This is a genomic window from Actinoplanes sp. NPDC023714 (genome assembly GCF_040639855.1).
Taxonomy (GTDB): domain Bacteria; phylum Actinomycetota; class Actinomycetes; order Mycobacteriales; family Micromonosporaceae; genus Actinoplanes.
The window spans coordinates 1,081,082-1,093,837 of the sequence record NZ_JBFAAR010000002.1; the positions used below are offsets into that span (position 1 = coordinate 1,081,082).

The 12,756-nt window shown below is 70.8% G+C and carries 12 protein-coding genes; 9 read left to right on the plus strand and 3 right to left on the minus strand.

Annotated elements, in window-relative coordinates; all coding sequences use genetic code 11:
- From AB0G10_RS13170 to AB0G10_RS13180, 3 genes are read left to right on the plus strand one after another with little or no spacing between them, the layout of a single operon-like run.
- Window positions 1-372 carry a DUF1048 domain-containing protein gene (locus AB0G10_RS13170; protein WP_360919507.1) on the plus strand — a complete coding sequence of 124 codons (372 nt, stop codon included), beginning with the start codon at window positions 1-3 and terminating at the stop codon, window positions 370-372.
- A complete protein-coding gene (locus tag AB0G10_RS13175; protein ID WP_360919510.1) occupies window positions 369-1,124 on the plus strand; it encodes an ATP-binding cassette domain-containing protein in 756 nt (251 codons plus the stop codon). The genes AB0G10_RS13170 and AB0G10_RS13175 overlap by 4 nt, the downstream gene beginning before the upstream one ends.
- The gene (locus AB0G10_RS13180; RefSeq protein WP_360919513.1) at window positions 1,121-1,885 is read left to right on the plus strand and encodes an ABC transporter permease; all 765 of its coding nucleotides are present in this window, start codon (window positions 1,121-1,123) and stop codon (window positions 1,883-1,885) included. The genes AB0G10_RS13175 and AB0G10_RS13180 overlap by 4 nt, the downstream gene beginning before the upstream one ends.
- Here the strand turns inward: AB0G10_RS13180 and AB0G10_RS13185 are convergent.
- From AB0G10_RS13185 to AB0G10_RS13195, 3 genes are all read right to left on the minus strand, one after another.
- A complete protein-coding gene (locus AB0G10_RS13185) occupies window positions 1,878-2,738 on the minus strand; it encodes a hypothetical protein (RefSeq protein ID WP_360919515.1) in 861 nt (286 codons plus the stop codon). The two genes, AB0G10_RS13180 and AB0G10_RS13185, sit on opposite strands and share 8 nt — an antisense overlap.
- Window positions 2,728-3,939 carry a serine hydrolase gene (locus tag AB0G10_RS13190; RefSeq protein WP_360919517.1) on the minus strand — a complete coding sequence of 404 codons (1,212 nt, stop codon included), beginning with the start codon at window positions 3,937-3,939 and terminating at the stop codon, window positions 2,728-2,730. Before AB0G10_RS13190 ends, AB0G10_RS13185 begins: the two co-directional genes overlap by 11 nt.
- 92 nt (window positions 3,940-4,031) lie before the next feature.
- Window positions 4,032-5,003: a hypothetical protein gene (locus AB0G10_RS13195; protein WP_360919520.1), complete on the minus strand. Its 972-nt coding sequence runs from the start codon at window positions 5,001-5,003 to the stop codon at window positions 4,032-4,034.
- Window positions 5,004-5,166: 163 nt separating this feature from the next.
- Here AB0G10_RS13195 and AB0G10_RS13200 point away from each other — a divergent pair, with 163 nt between their 5' ends.
- The 6 genes from AB0G10_RS13200 to AB0G10_RS13225 all read left to right on the plus strand — a co-directional run bounded on the left by AB0G10_RS13200 (window position 5,167) and on the right by AB0G10_RS13225 (window position 12,755).
- Window positions 5,167-5,847: a helix-turn-helix domain-containing protein gene (locus AB0G10_RS13200; protein WP_360919523.1), complete on the plus strand. Its 681-nt coding sequence runs from the start codon at window positions 5,167-5,169 to the stop codon at window positions 5,845-5,847.
- Between the two features lie 115 nt (window positions 5,848-5,962).
- A complete protein-coding gene (locus tag AB0G10_RS13205; protein ID WP_360919526.1) occupies window positions 5,963-8,737 on the plus strand; it encodes a hypothetical protein in 2,775 nt (924 codons plus the stop codon).
- 110 nt (window positions 8,738-8,847) lie between these two features.
- Entirely contained in the window at window positions 8,848-9,450 is a 603-nt protein-coding gene (locus AB0G10_RS13210; protein ID WP_360919529.1) for a DUF4255 domain-containing protein, read from the plus strand.
- Window positions 9,447-10,094, plus strand: a complete 648-nt coding sequence (locus tag AB0G10_RS13215; protein ID WP_360919532.1) for a hypothetical protein — start codon at window positions 9,447-9,449, stop codon at window positions 10,092-10,094. The genes AB0G10_RS13210 and AB0G10_RS13215 overlap by 4 nt, the downstream gene beginning before the upstream one ends.
- Window positions 10,095-10,107: 13 nt before the next feature.
- Complete coding sequence (locus AB0G10_RS13220; RefSeq protein ID WP_360919535.1) at window positions 10,108-12,261, plus strand: phage tail sheath subtilisin-like domain-containing protein; 2,154 nt, start codon at window positions 10,108-10,110, stop codon at window positions 12,259-12,261.
- Window positions 12,262-12,284: 23 nt separating this feature from the next.
- Window positions 12,285-12,755: a phage tail protein gene (locus tag AB0G10_RS13225; RefSeq protein ID WP_360919538.1), complete on the plus strand. Its 471-nt coding sequence runs from the start codon at window positions 12,285-12,287 to the stop codon at window positions 12,753-12,755.
- Window position 12,756 lies beyond the last annotated feature (1 nt).

Here is a 12,756-nt window from a genome sequence, read left to right on the forward strand (position 1 = left end):
ATGGCCGCCAAATGGATCGAGATGCTGGTCGGATCGCTCGATCAGAAGAAGCAGTACAAGCAGGACATGGCCCGCATCGAGGCGCTGCCGCCGGCCCACCGCGACGCGGCGAAGGCGCTGCACCGGTACTTCAACTACTACGGCGGCATCGCGGACGGCGACACGCTCGTCACGATGCTCCGCGACTTCGCCGACCTCTGGGAGCGCGCCGCGGCCGACGGCACCCCGGTCCGCGCCGTCGTCGGCGACGACCCGGTCGAGTTCGCCGAGACGTTCGTGCAGGCGTACTCGAGCAAGCAGTGGATCGACAAGGAGCGCACGCGCCTGCGCGGCGCGATCGACGCCGCCGCGGCCGGGGAGGAGAGCTCATGACCACCGCGATCGAGGTACGCGGCGTCACCAAGTCCTACCAGGATCTGCACGTGCTGCGGGGCGTCGACTTCGACGTGGCGGCCGGCACCATCTTCGCCCTGCTCGGCTCGAACGGCGCCGGCAAGACCACCCTCGTGCGGATCCTGTCGACGCTGCTGAAGGCGGACGCCGGCACCGCCCGCGTGCACGGCTTCGACGTCGCGTCGGCCCCCGGCGACGTCCGCCGGTCGATCAGCCTGACCGGCCAGTTCGCCGCGGTCGACGAGATCCTGACCGGCCGGGAGAACCTGATCCTGGTCGCGAAGCTGCGCCACCTCAAGGACCCGGGAGCGATCGCCGACGCCATGCTGGCCCGGTTCTCGCTCACCGACGCGGGCGGCCGCCGGGCCGGCACGTACTCGGGTGGCATGCGCCGCCGGCTCGACATCGCGATGAGCCTCGTCGGCGACCCGCCGGTGGTCTTCCTCGACGAGCCGACCACCGGCCTCGACCCGCAGGCCCGCATCGAGGTGTGGCAGACGGTGAAGCAGCTCGCCGCGGACGGCACGACCATCCTGCTGACCACGCAATATCTGGACGAGGCCGAACAGCTCGCCGACCGGATCGCGATCCTGCACCAGGGCACGATCATCCAGAACGGCACCCTCGCCGAGCTCAAGCGGCTGCTGCCGTCCGCCACCGTCGAGTACGTCGAGAAGCAGCCGACCCTCGAGGACGTGTTCCTCGCCCTGACAGGAGGCGGTTCGCGATGACCGCGCACACGCTCACCGACACCGGAACCCTCACCGGCCGCTCGCTGCGGCACATCCTGCGCAGCCCGGACACCATCGTCACCACGGCGGTCACCCCGGTCGCGATGATGCTGCTGTTCGTGTACGTGTTCGGCGGCGCCATCGACACCGGATCCGGCGACTCCTACATCAACTACATGCTGCCGGGCATCCTGCTCATCACGATCGCGTCCGGTATCGCGTACACGGCCTATCGTCTTTTCCTCGACATGCAGGGCGGGATCTTCGAACGCTTCCAGTCGATGCCGATCCCCCGGCCCTCCGTGCTGTGGGCGCACGTGCTGACCTCACTGGTCGCCAACCTGGCGTCGCTCGCCGTCGTCACCGGCGTCGCGCTGCTCATGGGATTCCGCACCGGCGCCTCAGTCTTCGCCTGGCTCGCCGTCGCCGGCATCCTGATCCTGTTCACGCTCGCCCTGACCTGGATCGCCGTCATCGCCGGGCTGTCCGCCAAGACCGTCGACGGCGCGAGCGCCTTCAGCTACCCGCTGATCTTCCTGCCGTTCGTCAGCTCGGCGTTCGTCCCGACCGACTCGATGCCCGCCCCGGTCGCGTGGTTCGCCGAGAACCAGCCGGTCACCTCCATCGTCAACACGGTCCGCGCGCTCTTCGCCGAGCAGCCCGCCGGCGACGACATCGGGATCGCGCTGGCCTGGTGCGCCGGCATCCTGGTGGCCGCGTACGCCGCCGCCACCGCGATCTACCGCCGGAAGATCAGCTGACCGCCGAGGTCAGCGCGGTGCGGAAGTGCGCCGCCAGGGTGCGGGTGTCGCCGTCCGGGGCGATGCTGGCGCTGAAGAAGCAGAGCGCCGCCTTGCCGAGGATCGACCGCTGCCGGATGGCGTTGTAGATCGACTCGTTGCTGAACTGCACGAGCCGCCGCAGTCCCGTTCCCTCCGCGGTCGCCGTCAGCATGCTGGTGATGTCGGCGACCGTGACGTCCGGCCGCAGCTGGAGCTTGTAGTGGTCCAGCATGCCCTGGTAGACGGTGGTCCAGGTGCGGTCGATGTTCTTGTACATCCGGTCCAGGGCCTGACCGATGATGACGTCCCCGGTGGGCGACATCGCCTGCATGACGAGTTGCACCCGGAAGAGCGAGTTCTCGAAGAGGTGCAGATCCTGGCAGGCGATGCGCTCCAGGACGACGTCCACCGTCTCCGGGCTGGCGATCATCTGCTGCAGCGCGGTGTGCGCGATCTCGTCCCCGGCGAACCACGCCGGCATGGTCAGCGTGTACATGGCGAGGTCGGCCCGGTAGTGCTCGGTCCTCGTCCACGACTTCTTGAACGCGTTCTGCGCCGAGTTGAGGCGCTTGCGGTCCGGGATCGGCTGCAGGCCCTCGCTCGCGGCCGGCACCGTGACCTCGGCGAACGGGGGCAGCCGGGACGCCTCGATGCAGACGGCGTCGGTCGACGGGAAGCTGAAGGGATTCTCCACCCCGGCGCCGACCCGCGACTTGAGCAGGCTCATCCCCGCGTCGAGCAGAGCCTGGAATCGCGGGTTGTAGATCCGGCGCCCGAGCGTCCGGCGAGTGCGATCGGTGATGAAGTCGGCAATGTCGTAGCTATCGTCCATCTTCCCTGTCCGTCGTATCGAACCCTCGCACCAGCGCCTCGAACGCGCCGATGGTCTCCCGGTCCAGGTCGTCGTCGTCGGGCCGGGGCCAGGCGCTCAATTTGACGATCACGACGTCGGCTGCCGGATCGACGTACAGATACTGACCGTAGATGCCGATCCCTGTAAATGCCTCGTGCTCACCGCCGAGGGTCCACCACAGGTTCGCGTAGCCGTAGTGCGGCCGGCCGCTGGGGCCCAGCGCGCCGACCGCCAGGTGCGGCGCGGCGGCCCCGCGGCACCGCGGAATCCAGTCCGCCGGCAGGACCCGCGCGTCGCCCACCCGCCCGTGGCGGGACATCAGCAGACCCAGCCGCGCGACGTCGCGGGCCGTCGCGTTGAGGGACGCCGCTCCCACGGCGGTATGCGGACGGCTGCGGGTGAGCCAGTAGTAGGCGTCGCGGTCGGCGCCGATCCTGCTCCACAGCGCACGGGAGGCGTACTCCGCGAGGGTGCAGCCGGTCGCCGCCTCCACGACCCAGCCGAGCACCTGGGCGTCGAGAGTGGAGTAGTTGAACGTGGTCCCGGGAGCGGCCGCCCGGGTCGCCGACCGTGCCATGTCGTGCAGCGAACCGCCCGCGAAGATCGTTCCCGAGAACTGGTTGATGCTGCTGGCCGGGTCACTCCAGTCCTCCGCCCCGCCGACGCCGCTGGACATGGTCAGCAGGTCGTCGACGGTCGGTCCCTCGTACGCCGAGCCCTTCAATCCCGGAAGGTAACGGATCACGGGATCCGCGAGGTCGTGCAGCAGCCCGCTCTGCACGGCGGCGCCGACGAGAAGGGAGAGCACGGACTTGCTCAGCGAGAACAGCTGGAAGCGCCTCTCCCGGCCGGCGAAGAGGCCGGGGTAGCTCTCGTGCACCAGCGCTCCCCGGTGCAGGACCAGGAAGGCGGTCGTGAACGTCCGCTCGTGGAAGTCGGCGAGGCCGCGCCAGTCCATCGCCGCCGCGCGCTCCGGCAGCGGCTCGGTGTGCGCGCCCCGGCGCACCGTCGCGGAGGGGAAGTAGGTGTTCATGTTGACGAAGGACCACTCGTTCGTGGGCCTCGTCAGCATGTAGTTCGCCTGCGTGTCCCAGTTGCGCATCAGGCCCGCGGCGTGGGACATCGCCGCCCCGGCGAGGGCGGCGCTGCGCGCTTTCCACACGTTCGTTGTGCTTGCCACGATTCCTCCGTCGACCGGCCGGTGGTTTCCCATGGTCGTGACGGCGGAGCGCTTCCGGGAGCCCCGTTCCGGGGCCCCCTGTTCGGGCCCCCTCAGGTGGCGTACAGCTCGGCCATCGCGTGGAAGGCGCGCTTCGGTTCGAGACGGCCGTCGGGCATCACCTTGCACACCCCGTACCCGGCCATGTCGAGATCCCGGTGCGGATCGGGATGGTGCGGGCTGTCGAAGCCGGCGAAGGTGAACCAGAACGCGGCGTCCACACCCTCCCGGTCGAAGGCGTCGATCAGGCGGCGCAGGTAGCGGGCCGGCTCCTCCTCGTCGCGGACGTGGTCGCCGGGAATGCGGGGCGGATCGGCGTCGTGGTCGACGATGTCCCAGCCGAGGCCGCCGCGCGCCGCCGCGCCCCGGTACGCGCAGCAGCCGAACTCGGTCACCGCGAGCGGTTTGCCGTGCGCGCGGTACTGCTGCACGGCCGGACGGAAGCCGGGGTCGCCGGGATCGACGTAGGCGTCGACGCCCACGATGTCGAAGGGTGACCAGTCGATGTCCTCCCAGGTGCCGGACGCATAGGTGATCGGGCCGCGGAACCGCCGGCGTACGGTCGCCGCGGCACTGGCGAGCAGCGTGTTCACGGCGGTGGAGGCGTCCGCGAGCCGGCCCGCCACCGCCGGGTCGCCGCCGGTGAGCGACGCGATCCGGGCGAAGGTGTCGGCGCCGGGCAGGAATCCCGCGTCGAACAGGCTCAGTTCGCATCCCGTGACGAAGACCGCGGCGCCGGCGGCTTCGGCCCGCTCGGCGCAGTCCGCGAAGTACGGCAGCAGCTCCCCGGCGGTCTGCTCGCAGGGGAACGGGGAGAACCAGACCTCGAGGCCGGCGTCGATGGCGTGCCGGGCCGCGATCGTGAGCCGCTCGGGGTCGCCGCCGGTGATCCGGACGGCATCGCAGTGCAGGTCGCCCGCGATGATCCGCATCTCCCGCTCGACGGCGGCGGGGTCGAAGCGGGGGCGGCTGCTCCGCCCGCCGGGGGTGAATCCGGTGTCGTAGGTGATGCCCCGGGCACGCACGAACGTTCCTCCTCGGGTCTTCTTCCAGGAAGTCGAACGTTAGGCAACGGTCGAATCCCGATCCACCCGGATTGTGGCCTCTCCCAGCTCAGAGGCTTGGCGAGGATTGCAATGACCGATGTACCTGTTGCAACGGAAGTTGCTCGGCGGCAATACTGCCGGCATGCCCGGACGCAGGCTCACCGGCGCCGACCGGCAGCGGATCGCCGCCGGGCTGGCGCGGGGCCGCGACTTCGCCGCGATCGCCGCCGATCTCGGGCGCCCGACCTCCACGGTCAGCCGCGAGGTGGCCCGCAACGGCGGGCCGGGCCGCTACCGCGCGGAGCTGGCACAGCTGGCCACCGTCCGCCGCGCCCGGCGCCGCCCGCAGGCCCCGGTCCCCGCGCCCACCGGCCTCGACGAGGGTTCGCGGATCGCGCTGATCGCCGAGCTCACCACGGCTCTGGTCGGCACCGGCATGCCGCGTACCGCCGCCGGGGTGCTGGCCTGCCTGCTCACCGCGGAGACCGGCAGCGCCACCACCGCCGAGCTGACCGGGCGGCTGCGGGTCAGCCCGGCGACGGTCTCGCTCGCGGTCGGGCTGCTGGAGCAGCACGGGCTGATCCGCCGCGGCCGCGACGGCCGTAGCCGGCGCCATCGGTACTTCCTCGACGAGGACGCGGGCCTGCGATCCGCCGTCGTCAGCGCCCGCGCCAACCAGCGGCTCGCCGCGACCGTGCTGCGCGGCGCCGGCGTGCTGGGCGGCGACACCGCGGCGGGCGCCCGGCTGGCCGCGGCGGGCCGCTTCCTCGAAGAGCTGGGCGACACCATCATCCGATTCGCCGAACAGCATCGCGCGCGGTGACGATGGGGTGACCCCTGCCGTGGCGTGGTAGTCGGGTGGCACCACTGAGCCCCTGCCCTCCGCGGCAACCGCGCCTCCGTGCTTCCGCGGCCTCCGCGCCTCCGCTGCCGCCGCTATGAGTGACGTCGCGTCGCGGCCGCTGCCACCCGCGCCGGCCCCGCCTGCCATCGCCGAACCCACGACCCGGCCGCAACCGGCGTCCACGTCCCCGGAATCCGCGAGGACCGGCTCGGCGCCGGCCGCCGCAGGTGGCACCGCTCCCCTGGGCAACGCCGCCACCCTCCGCAGCCTGCCGCCACCCGCGCCCGGCTCGATCTCCCTGGCCACCGAGACCTTGCAGGTGCCGGATCAGCCCGCGACCGAGGAGGACAGCCCCCGGACCATCCCGGTCCACCTCGGCGGCTACGCCCGGGGCGAGCTCATCGTCGTCCGGAAGGGCGGCCTGCTGCACACCAGGCCCGCTCCCCAGTACGTCCCGCTGATCCACCCCGCCCTGGAACGGCTGCGGGCCGCCGGCGTGGAACCGCTCATCGAGGTCACCGTCCGCGACTCGAAGGTGAGCGGCCGGGCCACGCTCGGCCGCGGCTCCGAGCGGGACGGCCTCGCCGCCATCCGCCGGCACGCCGACAAGCTGGGCTGGCTCGGCGTCGACCTGAAGAGTTTCGACACCGTCGAGAACACGCTGACCCCCGCCGGGCTGCGCTTCGTGGTGCGCGACGCCGGCTTCGACATCGGCAGCCTGCTCGACGGCGCGCTCACCTTCGGGCTCGACGGCGAAGCGGTGATCTTCGACGGCCGGGCCACGCTGCGGATCTCCGGCCAGCAGGCGGACGTCCGGGTCGGCCGGGACGCCGCCGGAGGCCTGGCGATCAGCGGGGACATGCAGCTGACGCTCGGCAAGGCCAGCGCGAACGTGCACGCGGAGCTCGATTCGACCGGCCGCTTCGACGTCCGCGGCACCGGCGCCTACCGTGCCGACAAGTTCAGCGGCGAGATCACCGTCGTGGTGGCGGACAAATCGGTCGCGGAGTCGCTGGCCCGCGCCCAGCTCGGCGTCGAGGAAGCCGACAAGCAGGCCGTCGACGGCGGTCCGGCGGCACCGGCCGAAGCGGTCAAAACCAAGCCCACAGCCACCCAGCCCGTCGTGGCCGGCTGGGGAACACTGCAGTTCGCGATCAGCGAATGGCTCGCCGGCTCAGCCAAGGTCGTCATCGACCACCAGGGCGAGCTCACGGTGATCGGGGACATCACCCCACCGGCCGAGGTGACCCTTTTCGATCAGCGCGACCACATCCGGCCCCTTTTCAAAATCGAGGGGCGAGCCGTGTACGGGGTACCGGTGATCGGCAACGTGTTCGTGTTCGCCAACATCGGCATGGAGGCGCTCGCCAAGCTGGGACCGGGCAAGCTGCACGGCATCCGGCTGTCCGGCACCTACTCCACCCGCCCCGACGTGGCGCGCGGCTTCAGCGTCTCCGGAACACTCACCATCTCGGCCTTCGCCGGGCTTCGTCTGCGCGCCGAGGGCGGCGCCGGGCTGACCGTGCTCGATCACGACATCAAGGTCGGCGTCGGCGTGAACGGCCTCGCCGGCGTACGCGGCTATGTCGAGGCCGTGCCCACGATCGGCATGCGTGAAGCAGGCGAGCCGGCCACCCGCAAGACCGAATTCTTCCTCAAGGGCCACCTCGAGATAGCCGCCCAGCCATTCCTCGCCCTCAGCGGCGACCTCTTCGTCGAGCTGGACAGCCCCTGGTGGTCCCCGGCCCCCGACAAGAAGTGGACCTGGCCGATCGGCGCTCTGGAATACCCGCTGCCGGGCCAGTTCGGCATCGGCGCCGACCTCGACTACGTGTTGGGTTCCGGCAAACTCCCCGACATCACGTTCGGCGAGGTCGGCTTTGATTCCTCCAAATTCATTACCGACCTGGTGAACGACCATGTCCCGCCGAAGAAAACGCCCGAGCAGGAGAAAGCTGGGACGTGGAAGGAGGGCGAAGCCGGCGGCGAGGCACCCGGCAAGGGCGCGGCGGTCACCGAAGGCGGAGCGGCAGAAGCGCCGGCGGTGGGCAGCGGCGGAGCGGGCGGCAAGGACGAATCAGGCACGCCCGCTCCGAAAACGGCCGTGCCAGGCACCCAACCCACGGGGCATCCGGCGCAGGACGGTCATGAGGCCGTTCCCGCACCGGAAGTGCAGAAGCGTTGGGCCGAGGGCATGAAGGAACTCGGCGAGCTGACGGCGAGAGCCGAGAAGGATCCGCTCGACCAAGGCGAAGTGACCGCGGCCCTCAACGCGCTACGGAAACGTCACGGATTCACCGACCTCCATGCTGAGCGAAGAGGTGCATCCTGGCACGTCAACGCGTCGATGAATCCGTCCACCACACGCGAGATCCGCGCGGTCATCGCGGAAGCCCAATCGACCGAAGGGACCGGGATCGTCAGAGACGAAACACAGGACACCGGTGTGCGGGTCGCGGAGGGTTTTGAAGCGCACATCGTCGCCGGGATGGAAAGGCATCACGCTTTCTTCCGGATGCTTCAGGGGGCGATCGCCGAGGCGTCCGGCCGCGGCAGAACGCCCAGTGGGCGGTTGGTCTCCCAACGTGAACTCATCGAACTGTCCACCGATACGCACCGCGCATTGCACGAATTGTGGGACACGTTGAGTGACCCGAAGCATCCCTCCGCCGCGTGGATGGCGGGGCTTGCTCGCGGCCGAGGAGCGTCTCGCCGAGTGGCGCAGCTCATCAAGGACAACAAAGTCTCCCCGCAACAGATCATCGAAGGGCTGCTGAACTTCTACGACGTGGTGCTGCGGGATTACCCCGACGAAAAGGAAGCGGCGAAGCGTCAGGTGAGACGGATCGCCGACTCCTTCGCGCCCTAGCTGGTATGCGTCCCCTGACGGGGCGGTGACGGTGGGGTGATTGGGTGGGTGGGTAATGGGGGTGTGACCAGGCGCAGCGAGCGAGCACCCACCCGGGCCGGTGGTCGGTGATGGGTGGGTTCGACTCGATCGAGCGGGTGTCGCGGGCTCTGGAGAACCTGCTCACCGATGCGCTGCGGGAGCTTGGCGGGTCGCGGCCGCCGGTGGCTCAGTTGCACAGCCTGAAACCGCCGCCCAGCCGGCAGCCGCCGGTGCTGAGCCTGTTCCTGTACGAGATCAGTGAGGATCCGACCGTCCGGAACCGGCCGGAGCAGCGGACCGTCGAGGTCGATGCACAGGGGCAGACGCTGTATCGGACGGTCAAGCCGCCGATGGCGTTGCTGCTGCGGTATCTGATCACGCCGTGGGCGACGACGCCGGAGACCGAGCTGCTCATGATCGGGCGGACCATGCAGGTGTTGTATGAGCGGCAGGTGCGGCGGGGTGCCGAGCTGACGCCGGAGCCTGATCTGGACGCCGTGTCGATCACGCTGGCGCCGTTGTCGCTGGATGAGCGGTCGCGGGTGTGGTGGGCGATCCAGGAGCCGTACAAGCTGTCGCTCAACTATGAGGCCCGGGTGGTCGACATCGACGTCCGCCCGGAGAGCGGTGCGCTCCATCCGCCGGTGCGGCGGCGGGAGTTCGGGCAGACGGTGCCGGAGGGTACGTCGTGAGCCGGCTGCTGACCACGCTGTTCGTCGACACGCTGGTGATCGTCGAGTTGGTCGACGAGTTCACCGGACGGCCGCCGCAGATCGCGCCGGCGATGCGGTTGCGCAGAGCCGGGGCGGAGGAACCGGAGGAGCCGGCGTCCTACCGGCGGACCGCCGGGGGCGGGGTGGTGTTCGCCGCGTTCGACCTGGTGCGGCGGGCAGCGCCGGCGGCGGCCGTGAGCCACGAGCTTCACGTGGAGGGGGATGCGGCGCTGCGGCCGGACCGGCCCGGCGGCTACCCGTTCACGGTGCCGGCGGACCCGGCCCGCTGGCCGGTGCGGGTGGGGGTGCGGTTGCTGCCGGGACCGGCGTACCCGTATCCGCGGCACGTGCCGGTGGTGCACGGCCGGGTTCTCCGAGCCGGCGCCCCGGTGGCCGAGGCGGTGGTCGAGGTCCGGCCGGCCGGAGGCGGGACGGTGACCGCGCGGTGCGCTGCCGACGAGGCCGGCCGGTTCAGCGCCGGAATCGCTGACTACCGGGCGCCGGACGCCCGTACCCCGAGGCCTTTGGCACTTGCGGCTCGTGCGCCGGATGGTGCTGCGTCCGCCGTGCACCTCCTGGCCCCGGAGGACTTCACCCGATCCATCGACCTGACCGTCCCATGAGGCGAGGAAGAGCATGCCTGAGTACCTCAGCCCCGGCGTCTACATCGAAGAGCTGCCCGGGCCCCAGCCGATCCAGGGTGTCAGCACCAGCACGACGGGCATGGTGGGCGTCACCAAGAAGGGCCCGTCGCGGGGCCGGCCCCGGTTCGTGACCAGCTTCGCCGAGTTCCGGCAGCAGTTCGGGGGCTTCCTGACGCCGCCGGCCGACCTCGGGGAGCGGGCGCGGTGGGAGCTCGACGACAACGAGGGCGGGGAATGGTGGCTGTTCCCGCTGGCCGTGAAGGGCTTCTTCGACAACGGGGGGCGCCGGCTGTTCGTCAAGCGGGTGGTCTCCGCCGACGCCGCCGAGTCGGGCGTGGACCTCCCGTCCGGCGCCGTCACGGTGACCCGGCCCGACACCGGCCCGCCCGAGCTCGCGCTGACGGCCGCGGACGGCCTGACCTCGCTGCTGCGCGCGTCCGCGACGGCGCCCGGCGAGTGGGGCGACGACCTCGACGTACGGATCGTCCCGGACGTCGCCCGCCGGATCCCGGCCGTGGCCGCCCGCGGCGGGCCGATCGCCACCGCGCTGACCGCGAACGTGGCACCGGGCGAGACCGCCGCGCCGGCCCGCTGGCGGGAACAGATGGCGGACCTGGGCCCGGTCCGGGTCACGGTGGCCGGCCGGCAGTTCGAACTGGACGCGCTGCCCGATCGGGACGGCGATGTCCTCCCGCTCACGCTTCCCGGCGCGGCCACCGAGCGGTTGCGCGCCGGCACCACGGTGAAGATCGTGCGCAGGGTCGACGAGGTGGTTCCCGGCGACGACGGCGGGGTGCGGGTGCCGCTGGCCCGGGTCGGCCTGCCCGCCGTGTATCCGGAGGCGCTGGTCCTCGTCGGCCCCCGGGCCGTGCAGGCGACCGTGCGCAGCGTCGAACCACCGAACCCGGACACCGGGCTGCCCGGCTCCGTGCTGCTCGCCGGCGAGGACATCGGGCCGGTCTTCGAGACCGATCAGATCCTCGTGGTGGAGGCCCGGGTCGACGTGCGGTACGAGCCGTCGGACGAGCCGGGCGGCGCACCCGGCCGGCCCGCCGAGGTGATCGAGGAGACGTTCCCGGCGCTGCGGCTGCATCCGCTGCAGGGTCAGGAGGGCTCCATCGTCGACGTGATCCGCGAGGAGTCCCGGCTGATCACCCTCGAGGTGCTGCCTCCGCCCGGTCAGATACCGGTGGTGACCTGGGGCAACTTCCCGGGCAGCACGCAGGCGGGCGACCGGTTCGTGGAGCTGGGCGGCGGCGGGAACGCGTTCGAGTCGCTGAGGCCGGAGGACTTCGTCGGTGCGGACGGCGGCAGCGGGGCGCGTACCGGGATCCAGGCGCTGGAGGACATCGACGAGATCAGCATCTGTGCGGTGCCCGGCATGTGGTCGCGGACCGTGCAGAGCGCCCTGGTCGGCCACTGCCTGCTGCTGCGCGACCGGTTCGCGATCGTCGACCCGCAGCGCGGCCTGAGCGTCCAGGACGTGCAGGCGTTCCGGCAGCGGCTCGACACCGAGTTCGCGGCGCTCTACCACCCGTGGCTCAAGCTGCGGGATCCGCTCAGCGGCAAGGAGGTCGCGGTGCCGCCGTCCGGTCATCTGGCCGGCATCTACGCCCGCACCGACGTGGACCGCGGCGTGCACAAGGCACCCGCCAACGTGACCATCGAGCAGATCACCGGGCTCGCCGACGACATCACTCAGCGCGAGCAGGACCTGCTCAACCCGATCGGGATCAACGCGCTGCGCGAGTTCCCGCAGCGCGGCCTGCGGGTGTGGGGCGCCCGCACGCTCAGCTCCACCCCGGAGTGGCGCTACATCAACGTACGGCGGCTCTTCATCTACATCGAGGAGTCGATCAAGCTGTCCACCCAGTGGGTCGTGTTCGAGCCCAACGGCGAGCCGCTCTGGGCGCTGGTCCGCCAGGCGCTCGTGAACTTCCTGGACACGGTGTGGCGGACCGGGGCGCTGGAGGGCATCACCCAGGCCGAGGCGTTCTACGTCCGGTGCGACCGGTCCACCATGAGCGAGGACGACGTGCAGAACGGCCGGCTCATCGTGGAGATCGGGCTCGCGGTGACCAAACCCGCGGAGTTCGTCATCTTCCGCTTCCGTCAGAAGACCCGTGACCAGGTCGCCGCGGCCTGACGCCCGGAGAGGAGCCCGCCAGCATGCCACCCAGGGAAAGAAGCGTTCCGGGTACGGAGAGATACCCGTATCCCGCCTACAACTTCGTCGTGAGCGTCACCAACATCGACACCGGCGCCACGGTCAGCGGCTCGTTCAGCGAGATGTCCGGCGCGACCGCCGAGGTGCAGGTCATCGAGTACCGGGCCGGCACCGACGCGCCGCATCCGCTGAAGGTCCGCGGCCTCACCAAGCACGCCAACATCACCCTCAAGCGGGGTGTGACCGGGCACTTCGGCTTCTGGAGCTGGATCCAGAGGGGCATGGACGGCGACGTGCAGCGCCAGCAGGGCTACATCGCCCTGCAGGACGAGGACAAGCAGGAGGTGATGCGCTGGCTGTTCAAGCAGGCGTGGCCGGCCAAGTACACGCTGCCGACGCTGAACGCCAAGAACAACGAGATCGCCATCGAGACGCTGGAGCTGGTCGTCGAGGACCTGCGGATGGACGTCTGAG